The sequence below is a fragment of the Azospirillum terrae genome, assembly GCF_053470425.1.
Genome location: NZ_JBPXMR010000003.1, coordinates 421659 through 440922 on the forward strand (window position 1 = coordinate 421659; position 19264 = coordinate 440922).

General features: G+C 66.0%; 20 protein-coding genes. 6 read left to right on the forward strand and 14 right to left on the reverse strand.

Going from position 1 to position 19264, the window contains the following annotated elements:
- Positions 1-7: 7 nt before the first annotated feature.
- The 9 genes from nifS to nifE all read right to left on the reverse strand — a co-directional run bounded on the left by nifS (position 8) and on the right by nifE (position 7131).
- Positions 8-1210 carry a cysteine desulfurase NifS gene (nifS, locus tag ACSVDD_RS11915; protein WP_448189567.1) on the reverse strand — a complete coding sequence of 401 codons (1203 nt, stop codon included), beginning with the start codon at positions 1208-1210 and terminating at the stop codon, positions 8-10.
- A gap of 3 nt (positions 1211-1213) precedes the next feature.
- Entirely contained in the window at positions 1214-2149 is a 936-nt protein-coding gene (nifU, locus tag ACSVDD_RS11920; RefSeq protein WP_448189568.1) for a Fe-S cluster assembly protein NifU, read from the reverse strand.
- 40 nt (positions 2150-2189) lie between these two features.
- On the reverse strand, positions 2190-2558 hold the full coding sequence (locus ACSVDD_RS11925) for a HesB/IscA family protein (RefSeq protein ID WP_448189569.1): 369 nt from the start codon (positions 2556-2558) through the stop codon (positions 2190-2192).
- Positions 2559-2944: 386 nt separating this feature from the next.
- Positions 2945-3238 carry a ferredoxin III, nif-specific gene (gene fdxB, locus ACSVDD_RS11930; RefSeq protein ID WP_448189570.1) on the reverse strand — a complete coding sequence of 98 codons (294 nt, stop codon included), beginning with the start codon at positions 3236-3238 and terminating at the stop codon, positions 2945-2947.
- A 14-nt stretch (positions 3239-3252) separates the two neighbouring features.
- A complete protein-coding gene (locus ACSVDD_RS11935) occupies positions 3253-3453 on the reverse strand; it encodes a CCE_0567 family metalloprotein (protein ID WP_448189571.1) in 201 nt (66 codons plus the stop codon).
- 10 nt (positions 3454-3463) lie between these two features.
- Positions 3464-3922, reverse strand: coding sequence for a NifX-associated nitrogen fixation protein (locus ACSVDD_RS11940; protein ID WP_448189572.1), 459 nt, complete (start codon positions 3920-3922; stop codon positions 3464-3466).
- A gap of 2 nt (positions 3923-3924) precedes the next feature.
- Entirely contained in the window at positions 3925-4407 is a 483-nt protein-coding gene (gene nifX / locus ACSVDD_RS11945) for a nitrogen fixation protein NifX (RefSeq protein WP_448189573.1), read from the reverse strand.
- Complete coding sequence (nifN, locus tag ACSVDD_RS11950; protein ID WP_448189574.1) at positions 4386-5750, reverse strand: nitrogenase iron-molybdenum cofactor biosynthesis protein NifN; 1365 nt, start codon at positions 5748-5750, stop codon at positions 4386-4388. Before nifN ends, nifX begins: the two co-directional genes overlap by 22 nt.
- 4 nt (positions 5751-5754) lie before the next feature.
- Positions 5755-7131: a nitrogenase iron-molybdenum cofactor biosynthesis protein NifE gene (nifE, locus tag ACSVDD_RS11955; protein WP_448189575.1), complete on the reverse strand. Its 1377-nt coding sequence runs from the start codon at positions 7129-7131 to the stop codon at positions 5755-5757.
- Positions 7132-7367: 236 nt separating this feature from the next.
- On the opposite strand from nifE, the gene ACSVDD_RS11960 reads away from it, so the two are divergent.
- Together ACSVDD_RS11960 and ACSVDD_RS11965 are read left to right on the forward strand one after the other, a co-directional pair.
- A complete protein-coding gene (locus ACSVDD_RS11960; RefSeq protein WP_448189576.1) occupies positions 7368-7613 on the forward strand; it encodes a trimeric intracellular cation channel family protein in 246 nt (81 codons plus the stop codon).
- A 101-nt stretch (positions 7614-7714) separates the two neighbouring features.
- Positions 7715-8203 carry a TRIC cation channel family protein gene (locus tag ACSVDD_RS11965; RefSeq protein ID WP_448189577.1) on the forward strand — a complete coding sequence of 163 codons (489 nt, stop codon included), beginning with the start codon at positions 7715-7717 and terminating at the stop codon, positions 8201-8203.
- A 316-nt stretch (positions 8204-8519) separates the two neighbouring features.
- Here ACSVDD_RS11965 and nifK read toward each other — a convergent pair whose 3' ends face one another.
- The 5 genes from nifK to ACSVDD_RS11990 form a co-directional block, all read right to left on the reverse strand.
- On the reverse strand, positions 8520-10067 hold the full coding sequence (gene nifK, locus ACSVDD_RS11970) for a nitrogenase molybdenum-iron protein subunit beta (RefSeq protein WP_448189578.1): 1548 nt from the start codon (positions 10065-10067) through the stop codon (positions 8520-8522).
- 29 nt (positions 10068-10096) lie between these two features.
- Positions 10097-11536, reverse strand: a complete 1440-nt coding sequence (gene nifD, locus ACSVDD_RS11975; protein WP_448189579.1) for a nitrogenase molybdenum-iron protein alpha chain — start codon at positions 11534-11536, stop codon at positions 10097-10099.
- Positions 11537-11653: 117 nt separating this feature from the next.
- Positions 11654-12556 carry a nitrogenase iron protein gene (gene nifH / locus ACSVDD_RS11980; RefSeq protein ID WP_448189580.1) on the reverse strand — a complete coding sequence of 301 codons (903 nt, stop codon included), beginning with the start codon at positions 12554-12556 and terminating at the stop codon, positions 11654-11656.
- 274 nt (positions 12557-12830) lie between these two features.
- On the reverse strand, positions 12831-14513 hold the full coding sequence (locus ACSVDD_RS11985) for a methyl-accepting chemotaxis protein (protein WP_448189581.1): 1683 nt from the start codon (positions 14511-14513) through the stop codon (positions 12831-12833).
- A 120-nt stretch (positions 14514-14633) separates the two neighbouring features.
- Positions 14634-15956: a hypothetical protein gene (locus tag ACSVDD_RS11990; RefSeq protein WP_448189582.1), complete on the reverse strand. Its 1323-nt coding sequence runs from the start codon at positions 15954-15956 to the stop codon at positions 14634-14636.
- A gap of 255 nt (positions 15957-16211) precedes the next feature.
- On the opposite strand from ACSVDD_RS11990, the gene ACSVDD_RS11995 reads away from it, so the two are divergent.
- From ACSVDD_RS11995 to ACSVDD_RS12010, 4 genes are all read left to right on the forward strand, one after another.
- The gene (locus ACSVDD_RS11995) at positions 16212-17087 is read left to right on the forward strand and encodes an NAD(+)--dinitrogen-reductase ADP-D-ribosyltransferase (protein WP_448189583.1); all 876 of its coding nucleotides are present in this window, start codon (positions 16212-16214) and stop codon (positions 17085-17087) included.
- Positions 17084-17992, forward strand: a complete 909-nt coding sequence (gene draG, locus ACSVDD_RS12000) for an ADP-ribosyl-[dinitrogen reductase] hydrolase (RefSeq protein ID WP_448189584.1) — start codon at positions 17084-17086, stop codon at positions 17990-17992. Before ACSVDD_RS11995 ends, draG begins: the two co-directional genes overlap by 4 nt.
- A gap of 4 nt (positions 17993-17996) precedes the next feature.
- Entirely contained in the window at positions 17997-18422 is a 426-nt protein-coding gene (locus tag ACSVDD_RS12005) for an ArsC/Spx/MgsR family protein (protein WP_448189585.1), read from the forward strand.
- Positions 18423-18488: 66 nt separating this feature from the next.
- On the forward strand, positions 18489-19256 hold the full coding sequence (locus tag ACSVDD_RS12010; RefSeq protein ID WP_448189586.1) for a class II glutamine amidotransferase: 768 nt from the start codon (positions 18489-18491) through the stop codon (positions 19254-19256).
- The last annotated feature ends 8 nt before the right edge of the window (positions 19257-19264 follow it).

Genomic DNA, 19264 nt, shown 5'->3' on the forward strand with positions numbered 1-19264 from the left:
TCGAATGTTACGCGTAGGTCGGTGCGAACTCTTTCGGTGCGGCCCCGGCACCGGCCCAATAGGGCGACAGCTTGCGCAGCCGCTCGATGATGCCGGGCACCACCGCGATCACCGCGTCGATCTCCGCTTCCGTCGTCTCGCGCGACAGCGAGAAGCGCGTGGCGCCGTGGGCGGCCGTATACGGCACACCCATGGCCCGCATGACGTGGCTGGGCTCCAGCGAACCCGACGTGCAGGCCGAGCCCGACGACGCGGCGATGCCGTGCTCGTTCAGCAGCAGCAGGATCGCCTCGCCCTCGATGTACTCGAAGGCGATGTTGCAGGTGTTGGGCAGGCGGTTGTCCGGGTTGCCGGTGACGAAGCAGCTCGGTACCGCGGCGAGGATCGCCTGTTCCAGCTTGTCGCGCAGCGCTTTCACGCGGGTGTTCTCGTCCTGCATGTGGACGAGCGCCGCCTGCGACGCCGCACCCAGCCCGACGATGGCCGGCGCGTTCTCGGTGCCGGCGCGGCGCGAGCGCTCCTGATGGCCGCCGCGCAGCATCGGGCGGAAGCGCAGGCCGCGCTTGACGTAGAGCGCGCCAATGCCCTTGGGGGCGTGCAGCTTGTGGCCGGACAGCGACAGCATGTCCACCGCGCTGTCGGCGAGCTTCATCGGGATCTTGCCGACCGCCTGCACCGCGTCGGTGTGGAAGATCGCCCCCACCGCCTTGGCCATCTTCGCCAGTTCCTCGATGGGGAAGATCGTCCCCGTCTCGTTGTTGGCCCACATGATGGAGACGATGGCAGTGTTCTCGTTCAGCGCCTTGCCGTAGGCGTCCATGTCCAGGTTGCCCTTGCCGTCCACGCCGATGCGGTGGACGGTGTAGCCGCGCTTCTTCTCCAGGTACTCGCACAGCGACAGGACGGCGGGATGCTCGACCACGCTGGTGACGATCTCGCGCTTCTTCGGGTAGGCCTCGATGGCGGAGAGGATGGCGGTGTTGTCGCTTTCCGTGCCGCCCGAGGTGAAGACTATCTCGCTGCCGTGCCCGGCGCCCAGGAGCGCCTGCACCTGCTGGCGCGCCCACTCGATCTTGCCGCCGACCGCGGCGCCGAAGCCGTGCATGGACGAGGGGTTGCCGAACTGCTCGGTGAACAGCGGCAGCATCTCGGCCAGCACCTCGGGATCGACGCGGGTGGTGGCGTTGTTGTCCAGATAGATGCCTGTCATGGATCAGGCCCCCGCCGGCATGAGGGAGGCCGGCTTGACGCGGACGAACTCGCCCAGCTTCTCGACCAGCTTCATCTGCAAGCCCATCATGGTGCCCGAGGACTGCGAGCAACCGGAGCAGGCGCCGGAAAGGCGCACGTAGACGTCCTTGCCGTCGATGTCGACCAGCTCCACGTCGCCGCCGTCCTTCTGGATCTGCGGGCGCATCTCCTCGATGGCGGTCATGATCGCCTGCATGCGCTGCACGTTGGTCATCTTGGGCGCCGGGGCAGCCGGCTGGTCCTTGGTTTGAATTGGGGCCTTCAGCGGCAGGATGGCGTCGAGGCCGACGGTGCCGGGGGCGTGCGGCTTGGCCGGCGTCAGCGCGCCGGTCTTGGCGAGCACCGTCTCCAGCACCTCCTCGATCTTCTCGTGGCAGGTCTGGCAGGAGCCGCCGGCCTTGGTGTAGTGCGTCACCTCTTCCAGCGTGGTTAGGCCGTTGACGGAGACGGCGCGCTCGATCATGGCGGCGTCGACGCCGAAGCACTTGCAGACCAACTCGCCTTCCTCGTGGTCGTCGACCCAGTCCTCGCCCTTGTAGGCGGCGATGGCGGCGCGCAGCGCCTCCGCACCCATGACCGAGCAGTGCATCTTCTCCGGCGGCAGACCGCCGAGGTAGTCGGCGATGTCGCGGTTGGTGAGCACCAGGGCCTCATCGACGGTCTTGCCGATGATCATCTCGGTCAGCGCCGAGGAGGACGCGATGGCCGAGCCGCAACCGAAGGTCTGGAAGCGGGCGTCCTCGATCACCTGGGTTGCGGGGTTGACGTTCAGCATCAGCTTCAGCGCGTCGCCGCAGGTGATGGAGCCGACCTCGCCCACCGCGTTGGCGCCGTCGAGGATTCCGGCGTTCTTCGGATTGAAGAAGTGTTCCTTGACCTTGTCGGTGTAGTTCCACATGGCGGCCTGCCTTTCCGATCCGAATTCAGTGCGTGCCCAGCTAGTGGGTGGAGGAGCCGCAGCCCGACGCGGTGCTGGTCGAGCAGGAGCCGACGGAGAACGACTTGCCGCACCCGCAGCTCGTCGCCTTCGGGTTGTCGAACTTGAAGCCCGAGCCTTCGATGCCTTCGACGAAGTCGACGACGACGCCGTCGAGCAGCGGGGCGCTGCCGGGATCGACGAAGACGCGCACGTCGCCGAACTCCAGCACCGAATCGTCGTCCGCCGCGTCGGCTTCCAAGCCCATCTGGTACTTGAGGCCGGCGCAACCGCCGTCGGTCACCGCGATGCGCAAGCCGCGCGCCTGCGGTCCGGCCGTTCCCAGAACCCGCTCCAACGTGGCCACCGCCGTCTGCGTGAGGGTCACCATGTCTTCGTCTCCTTCATCGGCTCGTGAGCCTGTCCGATAGGGATGAAGCACGTGGCGTGCCAAGTGGTAAGTTGTTGATTTTAAGGCTTTGTCGTGTTTTTCGGGCTGACGCCTTTGCGACACGTGTCGGGTTTGCGACAGCGACAAAGCGGGTGGGGCGGACGACACGCACGCCTCAACAACCGTCATCCCCGCGAAGGCGGGGATCCATGACTCCGCACCGGGTGCTGGTCCCGGAGAAGGCTGGATCCCCGCCTTCGCGGGGATGACGGAAGAAAAAAGCCATCAATAAAAAGATGCGGGAGGGGAAGCAGGGTTTCGGCCTGAATCGTGCTTCCCCACCCACCTCCAAGCCCCCCGGGGAGAGTGAAGAGGGGCTGGGCTCGTTATGCCGCGAGCGGCAGATTGGTGATGCAATTCTTCGAGCAGACCTTCGAGCAGCTCTCGCAGCCGACGCAGTTGCCGGCGGTCTTGACGCTCATGACCTTCTTCTCGGCCTCGTCGTCGAAGGCGTCGACGATGTCGCCGTCCTCGGTGATGCCGATCAGTTCCAGCACGTCGCGGCCGCAGACCTTGAAGCAACGGCCGCAGCCGATGCACTGCTTCTGGTCGATGCTCTCGACGAACTTGGGCGTCCAGGGAGTCCCGCCGCGGGTCTGGCCGGTAACGAATTCGCTCATAGTCCCATGCTCCTTTATTCGGTCTCCAGCGCCTTCAGCGCGGCACGTTTCTCGGCCAGAAGCCGGTAGGCTTCGTAGGTTTCCTGCGCCACGTCGGGGATGCGCTCCCACATGACCGGCAGTTCCTCGGAGAGGTCGTGCAGGTCCATCTTCTTCGCCGTGGCGCGGGCGTTGAGCTTCTTGATCTCGTCTTTCAGGGTGGCGGCGTCGGACATGCGGCGCCCCTCACATCTGCGCCACGTCGGGGTGGGCCTCGATCAGTTCCACCGCCTCGCGCACCAGCTTGGCGCCATCGGCCGTCAGCTTCTCCAGCGACGGGAAGCCGAAGCGGTGCACGTCGCGCAGCGTCTTCGACACCACCACCAGACGCCCGCAGAGCAGCACGATGCGGCCGAAGCCCTCGTGGCTCATCTTCATCATGGTCGAGCCCATGACGCCGGTCATCTTTTCGATGGTGATGCCCACGGCCTTGTAGAACAGCTCGAGGCGCCACAGCGTGTCCGGGTCCGGGTCGCCGATGATCGGGATGGCGGCGCGCGCCTCCCTGTCGAGGATGAAGGGCGACAGGATCACGTCGTCGCTCTTGCCTTCCCAGGCGCCGTAGGTGTCCTCGGCGCGGAACAGCAGGACCAGCGTCTTGAGGAACGCGCCCTCGATGTCTTCCGTAACGGCGGTGTCGGACATGCTCAATCCTCTTCGTCTTCGGCAAAGGCAAGCGCCGGCACCTGGCCCATGGCCTTGCGCAGCCAGGGCGGCGGGTTGCCGTTGATGGTCTCGACCAGCCGGTCGAGCTGGCTGATGATGGAGACCGTCGGCTCCACCTTCACCGGATGGATCTTCTTCGCCACGATGCGCGCCGCGGCCGAGGCGCCGATCGCCGACAGGTAGACGATGGCGCAGTCGCCGATCGCCTCGATCTTCGGGATCAGCTTGTCCTCGTTGCCGTCCTCGAACATCGAGCCGCCGAACTGGCAGGTTTCCACCAGCCGGTAGCCGTCGTTGGCCACCTCGTAGATCGCGATGTTCTTGGCCCAGCCAAAATGCGCGTCCACGTGCTGCATGTCCTGGGTGCAGAACGCCACCTTCATAGACCCTCCTCGGGGACGCTTGGTCCCGCTCTCGTCGCTCGGGTTGCTGTCGATCACCCTCAGGCGGCGCTGCATCCGCATCCGCCGCCTCCCTGACAGGCGTGCTCTTCCGTTGCGTGGTGCTCCGTCTCCTGCGTGAGGAAGCGGTTGCCCATGTCGAAGATCAGGTCGCGCGTGCCGCGGTAGCCGACGCTGACCTTGAGCCCGGCGCCCAGCCGGTCGAACTGCGGCAGGCCCATGCGGAACAACTCGACTTGCGCGCGCGCCGCGCCCTGCCGGCCGTGCGAGTTCGACACGATCAGGTCGCAGCCGCGCGCCAGCGCTTCCACGTCGGCGTGGTCGCCGACCATTACGGTTCCGGCGCGCACCTTTTCCAGCACCGGCGCCTGGGTGGGCGACACCGCCCCCACCACCTCGACGCCCATGTCGTTGAGGAAACCGGTCACCGCGAACAGCAGGTCGGGCTCCAGAGCGGCCACCACGCGCTTGCGCGAGAAGTAGAAGTGCCCGTCCAGCATGGCGTCCACCAGACTCTCGCGCTGGCGGCGCAGGCGAGACGGCACCGGGCGGCCGGACAACTCGGCCAGCGCCTTGATGAAGCGGTCGGTCGCTTCCAGCCCGGTCAGCCGGTCGAAGAACAGCGTCCGCACGTCGGTCTTCAATTCCAGCGCGGCGGCGGCGGTGCGCAGCTGCTCGCCGATGACCAGCGTCGCCTCCGACTGGCCCATGACGCGGACCTGCTCGACGGTGGTGCCGCCCAGCGAGGTGGGCGTGAAGTCGTCGGGCTGGCGGCCGGACATGGACAGCGACAGGTCGGGCAGGATGATCGCCGTCAGCCCGAAACTCTCGAGCAGGTCGCGGATCTCCTCCACGTCGCCCGGCGTCAGGTGGCAGCCGGCCAGCACGTTGACCTGACCCTTGACCGTCGAGCGCGAGGGCTCGGCAAACGATTCGACGATGCCGGTGACCGCGGCGGCGAAGCCGTCCTCGAAGCCGCCCGTGAAGTCCGGCGTGTTGACAAACACCAGATTGAGGTCGGCGAGGTTCGGGTTGCGCTGGCGGAAGGTCTTGAGGTGCCCTTGCAGGTCCTCGCCCTTGGTCTCGGTGACGCCGGTGGTGCAGACGCCGATCAGGCCGGGCTTCATGCGCTCGTCGATGTTCTTGAGCGCTTCTTCCAGGTTCTCGTAGCCGCCGAGGATGGTCGAGACCTGATCCATGGCGGTCGTCTGCAACGGGATCGCCTCGCGGAAGTGGCGGACCAGCAGGACGAGGCCGAAGGCGGTGCAGCCCTGGCTGCCGTGGAACAGCGGCAGCGAGCGGTCCATGCCCAAAAAGGCGAGCGCCGCGCCGATGGGTTGGCTCATCTTCAGCGGGTTGGTGGCGACGGGCTTGGCCGAGGTGGGGATGCGGCTGATGTGCGTCATGGTCTCACACCTCCCACGGTGCCGGAGCGCGGACCTGCCGCCAGATCGGGCTGGACAGCGTCTTGTCGATTTCCTCGCACAGCGTGACGATGCCGTCGTAGCCGGCGTAGGGGTGGTGGCGCTCCTGGTTGATGTCGAGCCAGGGAACCTTGGCCTTCAGCGAGATGAACTGGCTGCGCCCGCCCGACAGCATGATGTCGGCTTCCGAATCGCGCAGCATGCGGTACATCTCGCGTGGCTTCAGGTCGTCCCACATGTGGAACTCCTCGCCCTTCTTCTTGCGGATGCGCTCCTTGTCCTCGGCGGTGGACTTCTTGGTGGAGGTGCCGGCGATGGTCAGCCCGGCCTCTTCCAGCGCGGTCACCATGGACCAGCTCTTCACACCGCCGGTGAACAGCAGCACCCGCTTGCCCTGGAAGCGCGGGCGGTAGGCTTCAAGGCGGCGCTGCACGCGCGCCTCTTCGCGGGCGATGACGCCCTCGGCGCGGTCCATCAGCTCGGGCTCGGCGCCGCGCTCGACCAGCATGCGGGTCATGGTGCGCAGAGTGTCGGACATGTCCGAGACGCCGTAGAACGAGCCCTCGAAATAGGGCATTCCCCAGCGTTCCTGCATCTTGCGGCCGACGTTCACCAGCGCCTGCGAGCACACCACCATGGTGACGCGGGCGCGGTGGGCGCGGGCGACCTCATGGTACTTGGCGTCGCCGGAGATGTTGGACAGCAGGCGGATGCCGATCTCGTCGAGCAGCGGCTTCACCTGCCACAACTCGCCGGCGAGGTTGTACTCGCCGATCACGCAGACGTCGGTGGGGGTGGTGAAGGCCGGTTCCTGAGTGCCGATCACTTGGTCGAGCAGCGTCTCGCCGGCCAGCTTGTTGCCGAGGTTCTTCGAACCGACGAAGCCCGGCACGTTGACCGGGATCACCGGCAGGCCGAACTTCGCGGCGGCGTGCTTGCAGACCGCCTCGATGTCGTCGCCGATCATCGCCGGCACACAGGTCTGGTAGACGAAGATTGCGGGCGGCTTGTGCTCCTGCACGACCTGTTTGATGGCCTTGTAGAGCTTCTTCTCGCCGCCGTGGATGATGTCCAGCTCGGACAGGTCGGTGGTGAGGCCGGTGCGGTAGAGCTGCGAATGCGAGGACCGCGTGCCGCGGTTGTCCCAGCCGTTGCCCAGGCAGGCAATCGGCCCGTGCACGAGGTGCGCGGCGTCGGCGATGGGCTGCAGCGCGATCATCGCGCCGTCATAGGCGCAGCCGCCGGCGGCCGCGCCGGGCTTCAGCGCCTTGGAGCAGCCCTTCTTGCGCTCCTTGTCGGTCTTCCCCTGGTTGGTCGCGCAACCGGGCTCGTTGAAGACCTCTTGGATCTTTTCCTGGAGCATGTCCGTCTCCCGCCTGCATCGATCACGGCTTTCGCCATGAGCTTATGCAGGGGGTGTGCCACAGGTTATGTTATTGATATCGCAGCGATGTCGGGAATGGCGGGGCTGTTCGATACCTGACAATCCCCAGGCTTTGTCGGATGTCGCACACGGACGGCAACCTTGACGAACCACGCCCCGACCCGGCAAAGGACGGTCGTCCGTCGTCACGACTGCCGAAAAGGGGGCTCCGCAGCATGGGTGTATCGGCATCGTTCGGCGAGGTCGTCAACACGCCGTGGTTCCTCACCATCGATCTGATGGGAACGGTCGCCTTCGCGCTGTCGGGCATCACCATCGCGCGGTCCGAGCGCTATTCGATCTTCGGCGCCCTGATGCTGGCGTGGCTGCCGGCGCTGGGCGGCGGCCTGATCATGGACCTGATCGCCGGCCGCAACCCACCGGGCATCCTGGCCCAGCCGTCTTATACCGGCGGCGCTTGATCGCTTCCATCGAGCGCCGCCGGTAAAACCCGACAGATCAATGCGATAGCATTGATTGAAAGGGTGATACGGACGACGCCTTCAGGCGCCGGCCGTATTACATGTACGCGATCCTCATCACGGTGTTCGTCGTGCGCGGCTTCCTGTGGCTCGTCGACCGGGCACGCGGGCGCTGGCTGTTCTTCTTCGACCTCGTCCATCTCTACGTATTGGTGGCGCGCCGGCTGAAGCCGACGACGCTCCTGGTGGTGTTCGACGCCATCGGGTTGGCCAGCTTCACGGTGACCGGCGTGTTCACGGCGATCCAGTTCAACTGCCATCCGCTGGAGCTGTGGGGGCCGGCCTTCGCGATGATGAACGCCAGCCTGGGCGCCATCCTGCGCGACGTCGTTCGCGCCGATGCGCACAACCCGATCCTCAAGGGCTCGATCTACGCGGAGATCGCCGTGGTCGGCGGGCTGCTGCTGTCGCTGTTCGTGCAGGCAGCGCCGGCCTGGGCGTTGGGATACGGGGTGGTGGCGACGCTGGTCGCGTTGCCGACCGTGCGCCTGCTGCTCTACCGTTGCGACGCGCGGGCGCCGATGTTTTGAGGGTGCTTGGCTTCGAGGTGGGCGAAGACCTCGTCCCCGTCGATACCCAAGCCACTGCGCAGTTCGTCGCGCCCCTTTTGCAAGTCTGCTCGGAGCGCTGCCACGTCTTCGCGTGGGCGGACAGTGGTGGCGACTGTCTTGGCCATGGTGGGGGCTCTTACGGTTACAGGGCGCATTTTACACCACCAGCAACTGCTTTGGAGCCGGGTGCGTTCGGCACCCCCACAAAAAAACAACCGGCCCCCGCGGATGGACGGGAGCTGGCTGCTTTCTCGAGTTCCGAGGGCGCCTTCCCCTGAGGGAAGGCGTCCGGGGATCAGCGGACGAGATCGAACGAGATGTCCGTCACGCCGACTTGGCTCGTCTTGGCGTCCATGTCCTCGAAGATACGGTCGAGGATGCGGACCATGACGTTGAGCGCGCCCTGGTAACCCCAGGACGGGTAACGGTGGTGGTGGTGCCGATCGAAGATAGGGTAGGTCAGGCGGATGAGCGGGATCTTGGTGTCACGCTCCAGGTACTTGCCGTAGCTGTTGCCGATGATGTAGTCGACCGGATCGGTGAACAGCAGCGAGCGCAGGTGCCAGAGATCCTTGCCGCCGTAGGCCTTGCCCGAAGCGCCGAAGGTCGAGCCTTCCAGCACCTTGGTGACCTGCTTCTCCCACTTCTTCGAACCCGAGGTGGAGAGAATGTGCACCGGCTCCGCACCCAGCTCCATCAGGAAGCGCGACATGCCGATGCAGAAGTCCGGGTCACCGTAGACGGCGAAGCGCTTGCCGTGCAGGTGGGCATGGCTGTCGGCGATGGCGTCGACCAGCCGGCCGCGCTCGAGCTTGAGCGAGTCCGGGATGGCCTTGCCGCTCAGCTCGGAGAGCTTGAGCAGCAGCTCGTCGGTGGCCGTCACGCCCAACGGGTAGTTGAACTTGGCGACGTCCTGGCCCTTTTCCTTCACGAACTGAAGGGTCTGGGGCGTGTTGTACTCCTGCATGGAGATGGTGGCCTTGGCGTGGAGGGCCTGCTTGGTGGCCTCCAGCGTCGTGCCGCCGTCGTACATGCGGTACTCGCCGTCACCGGGGGTGTCGAACACATCGGAGACGTCCGACAGGATCGTCATGTCGATGCCGAACTCACCGGCGATGCGCTTCAGTTCGCGGTTGTTGCCAACCGCGTACCCGTCGAAGCCCGGGATGAGGTTGATCGCCTCGGTCTTCGGAACGGTGAAGTCCTCGGCCTTGTCCCAGAAGGAGGACAGGATGCCCTTCATCATGTTGTCGTAGCCGACGATGTGGCTGCCGACGAACGACGGGGTGTGGGCATACGGGACCGGGAAGTCCTGCGGCACGCTCTCCTTGGACTTGGCGTTGGTGATGAAGCCGCCAAGATCGTCGCCGATGACTTCCGCCATGCAGGTGGTCATGACGGCGATCATCTTCGGCTTGTACAACGTGTAGGCGTTGGCCAAGCCGTCGATCATGTTGTTGAGGCCGCCGAACACCGCCGCGTCTTCCGTCATCGACGAGGAGACCGCGTTGTTCGGCTCCTTGAAGTGGCGGGTGAGGTGCGTGCGGAAGTAGGCGACGCAGCCCTGCGAACCGTGCACGAAGGGAAGCGTCCCCTCGAAACCCTGCGCCGCGTACATCGCACCGATCGGCTGGCAGGCCTTGGTCGGGTTGATGGTGATCGCTTCGCGGGCGAAGTTCTTCGCCTGGTACTCCTTGGACTTCGTCCACTCGGAAACTTCCGCGACCTTCTCGTCGGAGTGACCGAATTCGAAATCCTTCTTCTTCCGCTCGAACAGCGCCTGGTATTCGGGCTGGTGGAACAGCGTGAAGTGGTCGAGGACCTTATCCGCGCTCTGAGACATCTGTTTGTACTCCTATGCCCGGGCAGCGATTACCAGGGAGCCTTCTGGAGGCCCCAGACCGGATTGCTGATCGCCATGTCCATGTCGCGGGCGAAGATCGCGAAGCCGTCGTAGCCGTGGTATGGACCCGAGTAATCCCAGCTGTGCAGCTGGCGGAACGGCAGGCCCATCTTCTGGAAGACGTACTTCTCCTTGATGCCCGAGCCGACGAGGTCGGGACGGATCTCTTCGACGAACTTCTCCAGCTCGTAAGCGGTGACGTCGTCGTAGATCAGCGTGCCTTCCTTCACATAGTGCGAAGTCCGCTGATAATCGTCGTTGTGGGCGAACTCATAGCCCGTGCCGACGATCTCCATGCCCAGGTCGTGGTAGGCGTCGGCCACGTGGCGCGGACGCAGGCCGCCGACGTACAGCATGACCTTCTTGCCCTTGAGGCGCGGCTGGTACTTGGCGATCACCGCGTCGACCATCGGCTGGTACTTGGCGATGACGGCCTCGGCCTTCTGCTCGATGGAGTGATCGAAGAGCTTGGCGATCTTGCGCAGGCTCTCGGCGATCTGCGACGGGCCGAAGAAGTTGTATTCCATCCAAGGAATGTTGAACTTCTCTTCCATGTGCCGCGCGATGTAGTTCATCGAGCGGTAGCAGTGGATCAGGTTGACCTTGGCCTTCGGCGTGTTCTCCAGCTCGGCCAGGGTGCCGTCGCCCGACCACTGGGCGATGACGCGCAGGCCGATCTCTTCCAGCAGGATGCGCGAGGCCCAGGCGTCGCCGCCGATGTTGTAGTCGCCGATCACCGTCACGTCGTAGGGGGTCGAGACGAAGTCGGCCTTCGGCTCGGTCTTCTCGAAGACCCAGTCGCGGATCACGTCGTTGGCGATGTGGTGGCCCAGCGACTGCGAAACGCCGCGGAAGCCTTCGCAACGCGCCGGGATGACCGGCTTGCCGATCTCCGCCGCCTTGCCGCGCGACACCGCCTCGATGTCGTCGCCGATCAGGCCGATCGGGCACTCGGACTGCACCGAGATGCCGTTGGCGAGCGGGAACAGCTCGTTGATCTCCTCGATCGCCTTATGCAGCTTCTTGTCGCCGCCGAAGACGATGTCCTTCTCCTGGAAATCGGTCGTGAAGTGCATGGTGCCGAAGGCATCCACGCCGGTGTCGCCGATGTAGTAGTTGCGGCGGCCGGACCAGGAGTAGTAGCCGCAGCCCACCGGGCCGTGGGAGATGTGGATCATGTCCTTGATCGGGCCCCACACCACGCCCTTCGAACCGGCGTAGGCGCAGCCGCGGATGGTCATGACACCCGGGATGGACTTGATGTTCGACTTGACGCCGCAGTCCTTGGCCTCGGCTTCAAGGACGTTGATGTGCTTCGCGCGGCGCTTGCGCGACTTCTCGGGGTAGGCTTCGAGGACCTTGTCGACGATACCCTTGACGTCGATTTCCGTGTTCACTGCCAAGCTCATAGCTGGCCTCCTGCTCGAACTCTTCATCGCGCCCTTCAGCGCGGGACCGGGCCCCCTCTCTCCCTCCCCCAAGCGTGGGGGAGGGCTGGGGAGGGGGCCAGTTCAGACGTGCCGAGATCAGGCGCCGGCGGCGGCCTTGGCGGCTTCCTTGGCCTCCAACTCGGCGAGAGCCTGCTCGTCGGACTTCATGATGCCGAAGTCCATGAGCATCTGCTCCAGCTCCTCCATGCTGATCGGGGTCGGGATGACGCCCTTGCCCTTGTTCGCATGGATCTTGCGGGCGAGCTGGCGGTACTCCTCGGCCTGCTTGCTCTCCGGGGCGTACTCGATGACCGTCATGCGGCGCAGCTCGGCGTGCTGCACGATGTTGTCGCGCGGCACGAAGTGGATGAGCTGGGTGCCCAGACGCTTGGCCAGCGCTTCCGCCAGCTCGACTTCCTTGTCCGTCTGACGCTCGTTGCAGATCAGGCCGCCCAGGCGCACGCCGCCGGAATTGGCGTACTTCAGAATGCCCTTGGCGATGTTGTTGGCGGCGTACAGCGCCATCATCTCGCCGGACATGACGATGTAGATTTCCTGGGCCTTGTTCTCGCGGATCGGCATGGCGAAGCCGCCGCACACCACGTCACCCAGCACGTCGTAGGACACGTAGTCCACGTCCTCGTAGGCGCCGTTCTCTTCCAGGAAGTTGATGGCGGTGATGACGCCGCGGCCGGCGCAGCCCACCCCCGGCTCCGGACCACCGGACTCGACGCACTTGATGTCCTTGTAGCCGATCTTGACGACGTCCTCGAGCTCGAGGTCCTCGACCGAGCCGGCTTCGGCGGCCAGGTGCAGAACGGTGTCCTGCGCCTTTGCGTGCAGGATCAGGCGGGTCGAGTCAGCCTTGGGGTCGCAGCCGACGATGAGGATCTTCTGCTCCAGCTCGACGAGAGCGGCGAGCGTGTTCTGCGAGGTCGTCGACTTGCCAATGCCGCCCTTACCGTAGAAGGCGATCTGGCGCAGACCGGGCTTCGTCATGATGGTCGCTCCTTTGCGTTGTTCCGTCGCGGCTCCGTTGCCGCTGCCGAACAGGTAAGAGCAGGAAGCGTGCCAACTCCTTTTTCATAGACCAAATGGTTGGTGCGTATGGGTTTTTGGCGCTTTGTCGGATTCGTGCCGGGGTGGACCGATCTGTGACATACCTGACAAAGCCCTACAGATTGTCGGGTTGAATACAGCCGCACCCGTCGAAAAACGCGAAAGGCCGCCCCGAGGGGCGGCCTTCCGGCGGACGTGCGTGGAGAGCGGGGGGTTATGCGTTGCGCACCCGCGCGATGAACGTCGCCGTCTCGTGCTTCAGCATCTCGGACTGGCGGGACAGCTCCTGTGCCTCGTTGAACACCTGCGTGGCGGCATGGCCGGCGTCCTTGGCGGCGTGGTTCACGCCGTCGATGTTGCGCGCCACCTCCTGCGTGCCCTGCGCGGCCTGTTCGACGTTTCGGGCGATCTCGCCGGTGGCGGCCTGCTGCTGCTCCACCGCCGAGGCGATGGCGGTCGCGGTCTGGCTGACTTCGCTGATGGTGCGGACGATGTCCTGGATGGCTTCCACGGCCTGACCAGTGGCGCCCTGCACGGCGGTCACCTGCCGGGCGATGTCCTCGGTGGCGCTGGCGGTCTGGTTGGCGAGGTTCTTCACCTCCGAGGCGACCACGGCGAAGCCGCGGCCGGCTTCGCCCGCCCGCGCCGCTTCGATGGTGGCGTTCAAGGCCAGCAGGTTGGTCTGGCTGGCGATCGAGTTGATGAGGTTCACCACCTCGCCGATGGTCTGGGCGGCGGTGGCGAGGCTGCGGACGATCTCGTTGGTGCGTTCCGCCTTCTCCACCGCGGCCTGCGAGGTTCGGGTGGACTGCGAAACCTGGGTGCTGATCTCGCCGATGGAGGCGGACAGCTGCTCGGCGGCCGACGCTACCGTCTGCACGTTGCTGGACGCCTGCTGCGCGGCCGTGGCGGCGCTGCTGGCCTCTCGCATGGCCGTGTCGGCGATGCCGGTCATCGACTGCGCGGTGGCGCTCATCTCGGTGGAGGCGGAGGCGACGTGCTCGACCACCCCCTCGATGTGGCTCTGGAACTCGTCGGCGAGGCGCAGCATGTCCTGCCGGCGCTGCTCTTCGCCGCGGCGTTTCAGCGCCTCCTGCTCGGCGGTCAGGCCGGCGATGCGCTGGCCGTTCTCCTTGAAGACCTGTACGGCCTTGGCCATGGCGCCGACCTCGTTGTCCAGGTCGGTGTACGGTACGGTGGTGGAGAGGTCGCCGTCGGCCAGCTTCGCCATGCCGGCGCGCAGCGTGCCCAGCGGCAGGGTGATGCTGCGGGTGATCGCCAGGGCGGCCAGCACGCCCAGCACCACCAGCGCGCCCAGCGACATGTACAGGCGGAAGGTGGCGGAGTCGCTGTCGATGGTGACGCTCTTGTCGAAGTCCGCGGCCTTGTTCAGCGAGAAGGTGACCAGCTCGTCCATCTTGCCGGACACCAGTTGCACCTGCTTCGCGCCCTTGCCGCGCGTGATGTCGAAGGCCTCGCTCCGCTTGCCCTCGCGCATGAAGGCGATCACCTCCGCGCGGATCGGCTTCCAGGCGTCGAAGGCGGTCGTCAGATCCTGGACCAGACGCTTGTCGCCCAGGAAACGTTCCTGCACCGTCTTGAGATTAGCGTAGACTTCGGCCTCGTACTTGTCGACGGCCTTGGTGGCGGCGTCGAGCATGGCGGCGTCCTGCGACAGCACCACGTCCTTCATGCCCCGGTGCATGGCGATGAGGTCCGCCTTGGCCTCCAGCGCACTGGTGCTGACGGTGAAGGGGTGCTTGTAGAGCTTGGCGGTGAGGTCGGACAGCGTCTGCATCTGCTGCGCGGCGAACACACCAAGCCCGACCGTGAGCGCCAGAACGAAGCCAAATCCGACCACCAGCCGGGTCAGAATGGAAAAACGACCGATGAGCATGATGGTCTCCACGCGATCGGGCCGCTCACGATGCGGCCCGGATAGTGAACTATGCTCCTTCGGTTATTGCTAAAGGGTAAGCATATTTATGATTGTTCTAATTTGAATATGCCTGTTGTCTTAGTCTGATGCCGGTTGCGTGCGTGCCGACAGCGTCAGGCGCATGGCAGCGATGCGCACTTCCAGGGATTCCTGGACGTGCCGGCGGTTCATTTCGGCCAGCAGGTCGGCGACCACCTCGGCGCGCTCCAGCCGCCGGTTCTGGCGCTCGTCGTCGGCCGAGCCCAGCGTCTCGGTCAGCCAGTCGCCGGTGCGCCGCGCCAGCATGGCGCTTTGCAGGACGATGTAGTCGCCCAACTCGTCCAGCGCCGCCGGGCGGCGGCTGTGATCGGTGCCGAGGCGGGCGCAGAAGCGGTGCAGCCACTTGATCTTGCGCACCATGGCGGCGAACAGCAGGGTGTCGAACTCCTCGGCGGACAGCGCGTTGCGCACGAGATCGACCAGCGCCTGGGCCAGCCGCGTGGCCGCCTCGACGTAGTTGTCCAGCGCCACCTCGTCGGCGACCTTGACGAAGGGTGTCTCCTCCTCCTCCTGGCCTTCCAGCGCGTCGAGGATGCGCAGCGCCACCACGATCAGGCTGTCCACCGCGCCGATCACCTGAAGGCTGCCGTGCAGCGTGATCAAATCGTGGCTGTCCACATAGGCGTTCAGCGTGTTGGCGGCGTGCCGCAGCGCCAGCCGCGCCACCCGGCGCGACTGGTAGGCGACCTCGCCCAGCGCGTCGCTGCGCGCGCCCAGCGTTTCCAGCACCAGCCGCAGCGCCTCCAGCCGCAGCAGCGTGTGCGACAGCAGGGTGATGCCGCGCGTGGTGCCGGCCGGCAGTTCGGCGCTGGCGGCCTGCTGCACCATGGCGCGGCTGGCCTCCTCGACGGCGCCGATGACCGCGCCGGCGTGCTGGCGTCCGCCGCCGCGCAACGCGCCGATGATGGTCCGCATGGCCGCTGCCACGTCGACGATGCTCGGCAGGCCGTCCTCATCCGCCGCCGGCTCCCCGGCCGGTTCGGCGTTGGCCGGGGCGACCAGACGGTCGATCAGATGGTCGCGGCAGGCCGGCAACAGCACGTCGAGCAGCATGGGGGCGGCGTACCGCATCGCCAGATCGTGCTGGCGCTCAGCCGGCAGCCCTTCGAGCCCATGCAGGGGATTGCTGCCATCCGCATGGAACAGGCGCCGCCGGTAGGGGGTGAGCAGGGTGACCAGCGCCTCCGCCCGCGCCGGTGTCGGCGCCTCGCCCAACTTGTCGGCGACTTTGACGGAATCGTTCGCCTCGCGGGTGCCGCGGATACGGCGCGGCATGGCCCGGCGCGCGGCGGCGGGGGACACGGGCTCGTGCATGGCCCCGCCGTTCCGATTGACGCCGTTCTGATTGCGGGTGCCGTCCATCACATTCTTCGGCCAAGTTCTTCGCCGGCGTTTTTCCATTCGTGTTCTTGCAACGCCGGTCCGGCGATTATGCGCACGCGGCGGAAGCGCGGCAAACGGAATCTTCTTAACCTTTCGCTAATCTTGTCTCATCTTTGGGGATTGCTCCGAAGGTGTTTCGAATTTGCCGGCATCGTTGTCGCGAATGCCACCTGTCGCGTGTGGCCTATGGATTGCAAAACACGCGGTTATCAAGAAGTGGCAGGGTGCCTGGGCATGGCGGACGGCGTGGACGACACCGGGGACGAGGGAACTGGCGAGCACACCGCGCCGCTGGCGCTGCGCGGCCACCGCGCCAACATGGTTGGCGTCCCCGCCGCGACGATCGCCACCGCCGCCTTCAACGAAAACCCGCGCGTCCTTCGCATCCACGGCACGCGCGGCATGCACGGCGAACTGTTCGAGGCGCTGGACGAGGTGCCGGCCTCCGGCGCCGCGGCCGAAGTGTTCCAGCATTACATGGCGAACACCTTCGACCTGAACCCGGACTTTTCCGGCGCCGAGGGGGCGGACGGCAAGCGGCGCTACCGCGCCAGCTATCTGCGCCTGCTCAAGGGATGGATGTTCGACAGCAACAATTCCGAGGGCGCCGTGCTCAAGGGTTGGGCAGAAAGCCGCTTCGGTTTGCTGCCGACGTACCACAAAGAACCGATCCGGCGTTTCGCTTCCGACGCGTGGAACCGCTATGGCGAAGAGAAATTCTCGACGCGCTTTCACAACAACAACATCAACCTGCAAATCGACCTGCTGTACGAATACTGCCAATGGTGGATTCGCCGGGGCTGGCCGGATTCCCCCATGCCCGCCTGGGCGCGCGCGGTGAAGCTCTACCGCGGCGTCAACGATTTCGGCGAGCACCACGTGGTCGAGCGCCCGGACAAGCGCACCGCGGTGCTGCGGATGAACAATCTCTGCTCGTTTTCCAACGACCGCGACATTGCCGGCCAGTTCGGCGACTACATTCTGGAGGCCTGGGTGCCGGTGGTGAAAATCGTCTTCTTCCGCGACATCCTCCCGCATTACCCGTTCCAGGGCGAGGGTGAGTATCTGGTGGTCGGCGGCGACTATCGGGTCGGGGTGTCGCTGTTATGACGCCCGACGTTCGAAAGGACCCGCAAATCCGCTCCCGCGCGCTGGGCGCCTATCTCGGCCTCGCCTGCGGCGACGCGCTGGGCGCCACGGTGGAGTTCCTGACCAAGTCGGAGATCGCCAGCCAGCACGGCGTGCACAAGCACATCAAGGGCGGCGGCTGGCTGCGGCTCAAGCCCGGTCAGGTCACCGACGACACGCAGATGAGCCTGCACCTCGGCCGCGCCATCCTGTCCGGCACCGGCTGGGACGCGCGCCGCGTCGCCGACGAGTTTGCGACCTGGCTCAAGGGCAAGCCCATCGATGTCGGGGATACGACACGGCGCGGCATCCGCCGCTACATCATGCACGGCACGCTGAGCGAACCGCCGGCCGAGTACCACGCCGGCAACGGCGCGGCCATGCGCAACCTGCCGGTGGTGCTGGCGACGCTGGGCGACGACGCGGCGTTCCGCACCTGGACGCTGGAGCAGGCGCACATCACCCATGTCAACCCGCTGGCCGACGCGGCGATCCTGTCGCTGGGCATGATGGTGCGCCGGCTGATCCTCGGCGGCGGCGTCAGGGACGTGCGCGACGAGTCCAACGCGCTGGTCGCCCAGCACCGCCAGTTCAAGTTCCAGCCCTATCGCGGCCTGTCCACGGCGTTCATCGTCGATACCGTGCAGACCGTGCTGCACTACTACTTCCAGACCGACACCGTCGAATCCTGCATCGTCGAGACCGTCAACCAGGGTGGCGACGCGGACACCACCGGGGCGATCGCCGGCATGCTGGCCGGCGCCACCTACGGGGTCGAGCAGATCCCGTCGCGCTGGCTGAAGAAGCTCGACCTCGCGGTGCAGGAGGAGATCGGGCGGCAGACCGACGCGCTGCTGGCGCGTTCACCACTGTTCCAGGGGGGATGAATCCATGGCCGAAGTGGTCTTCTACGAAAAGCCCGGCTGCGGCGGCAACGCCCGGCAGAAAGCGCTGCTGGAGGAGGCCGGGCACCGGCTGATCGTCCGCGACATCCTGAGCACGGTGTGGACCGAGCAGACGCTGCGCCCGTTCTTCGGCGACCGGCCGGTGGCGGAGTGGTTCAACCGCGCCGCCCCGGCGGTGAAGTCGGGCGCCGTGGTCCCCGAGGCGCTGGGTGAGGCGGAGGCGCTGGCCCTGCTGCTGGCCGATCACCTGCTGATCCGCCGTCCGCTGATGCGCGTCGGCGACCGGAGCGCCTGCGGCTTCGACGTGGATGCGGTGGATTCCTGGATCGGGCTGGCGCGCAAGCCGGCCGGCAATGTCGAGGGCTGTCCGAAACCCGACATGGCCCCATGTCCGGTGCCCGCCCAAGGGTAATGACGGGACGCGCGGTTCGTCGTAGGTTGGGGCGAGCCGCAGGCAAACCCAACGCAGAGCGAGACCATGTGCGAACTCCTGGGCATGAGCGCCAACGTGCCCACGGACATCTGCTTCAGCTTCACCGGGCTGATGAACCGCGGCGGGCGCACCGGGCCGCACCGTGACGGCTGGGGCATTGCCTTTTACGAGGGCAAGGGCTGTCGCACCTTCCACGACCCGGCGCCGAGCTGCGAGTCCGAGATCGCCCGGCTGCTGCGGGCGTACCCCATCAAGTCCTGCATCGTCATCTCGCACATCCGCCGCGCCAACCGCGGTCGGGTGGCGCTGGAGAACACACACCCCTACACCCGCGAACTGTGGGGCCGGGTGTGGACGTTCGCGCACAACGGCCAGCTCAAGGGCATCAAGAAGCAGGAATTGTCCTTCTACCAGCCGGTCGGCAGCACCGACAGCGAGCACGCCTTCTGCTGGCTGCTCGGCCGGGTCCGCGCGGCCTTCCCCGAGCCGCCGAAGCGTTCGGGTGCGCTGTTCGCGCTGATCCGGGAGTTGGCCGGCGAGCTGAACGGGCTGGGCGTCTTCAACATGCTGCTGTCGGACGGCAAGCATTTGTGGTGCCACTGCTCGACCAACCTCGCGTGGCTGACGCGCAAGGCGCCGTTCGGCCCGGCGACGCTGCTGGACGAGGACATGACGGTGGATTTCGAGAAGGAGACGACGCCCAACGACGTCGTGACCGTGATCGCCACCCGCCCGCTGACCCGCGACGAGCCCTGGACCGTCATGAAGGACGGTGAGATGGCGGTGTTCCGCGACGGGCTGAAGGTGGGGTAGGGCGCGCT

Bases quoted from the DNA above. Each gene is read 5' to 3' on its own strand.
- nifU (WP_448189568.1), bottom strand. From the start codon at position 2,149: ATGTGGAACTACACCGACAAGGTCAAGGAACACTTCTTCAATCCGAAG.
- ACSVDD_RS11995 (WP_448189583.1), top strand. From the start codon at position 16,212: ATGGCGGACGGCGTGGACGACACCGGGGACGAGGGAACTGGCGAGCAC.
- ACSVDD_RS11935 (WP_448189571.1), bottom strand. From the start codon at position 3,453: ATGTCCGACGCCGCCACCCTGAAAGACGAGATCAAGAAGCTCAACGCC.
- ACSVDD_RS11940 (WP_448189572.1), bottom strand. From the start codon at position 3,922: ATGTCCGACACCGCCGTTACGGAAGACATCGAGGGCGCGTTCCTCAAG.
- fdxB (WP_448189570.1), bottom strand. From the start codon at position 3,238: ATGAGCGAATTCGTTACCGGCCAGACCCGCGGCGGGACTCCCTGGACG.
- ACSVDD_RS11985 (WP_448189581.1), bottom strand. From the start codon at position 14,513: ATGCTCATCGGTCGTTTTTCCATTCTGACCCGGCTGGTGGTCGGATTT.
- ACSVDD_RS11925 (WP_448189569.1), bottom strand. From the start codon at position 2,558: ATGGTGACCCTCACGCAGACGGCGGTGGCCACGTTGGAGCGGGTTCTG.
- ACSVDD_RS11990 (WP_448189582.1), bottom strand. From the start codon at position 15,956: ATGGACGGCACCCGCAATCAGAACGGCGTCAATCGGAACGGCGGGGCC.
- nifX (WP_448189573.1), bottom strand. From the start codon at position 4,407: ATGCGGATGCAGCGCCGCCTGAGGGTGATCGACAGCAACCCGAGCGAC.
- nifN (WP_448189574.1), bottom strand. From the start codon at position 5,750: ATGACGCACATCAGCCGCATCCCCACCTCGGCCAAGCCCGTCGCCACC.
- nifD (WP_448189579.1), bottom strand. From the start codon at position 11,536: ATGAGCTTGGCAGTGAACACGGAAATCGACGTCAAGGGTATCGTCGAC.
- ACSVDD_RS12010 (WP_448189586.1), top strand. From the start codon at position 18,489: ATGTGCGAACTCCTGGGCATGAGCGCCAACGTGCCCACGGACATCTGC.
- ACSVDD_RS11965 (WP_448189577.1), top strand. From the start codon at position 7,715: ATGTACGCGATCCTCATCACGGTGTTCGTCGTGCGCGGCTTCCTGTGG.
- nifS (WP_448189567.1), bottom strand. From the start codon at position 1,210: ATGACAGGCATCTATCTGGACAACAACGCCACCACCCGCGTCGATCCC.
- ACSVDD_RS12005 (WP_448189585.1), top strand. From the start codon at position 17,997: ATGGCCGAAGTGGTCTTCTACGAAAAGCCCGGCTGCGGCGGCAACGCC.
- ACSVDD_RS11960 (WP_448189576.1), top strand. From the start codon at position 7,368: ATGGGTGTATCGGCATCGTTCGGCGAGGTCGTCAACACGCCGTGGTTC.
- nifE (WP_448189575.1), bottom strand. From the start codon at position 7,131: ATGCTCCAGGAAAAGATCCAAGAGGTCTTCAACGAGCCCGGTTGCGCG.
- nifK (WP_448189578.1), bottom strand. From the start codon at position 10,067: ATGTCTCAGAGCGCGGATAAGGTCCTCGACCACTTCACGCTGTTCCAC.
- nifH (WP_448189580.1), bottom strand. From the start codon at position 12,556: ATGACGAAGCCCGGTCTGCGCCAGATCGCCTTCTACGGTAAGGGCGGC.
- draG (WP_448189584.1), top strand. From the start codon at position 17,084: ATGACGCCCGACGTTCGAAAGGACCCGCAAATCCGCTCCCGCGCGCTG.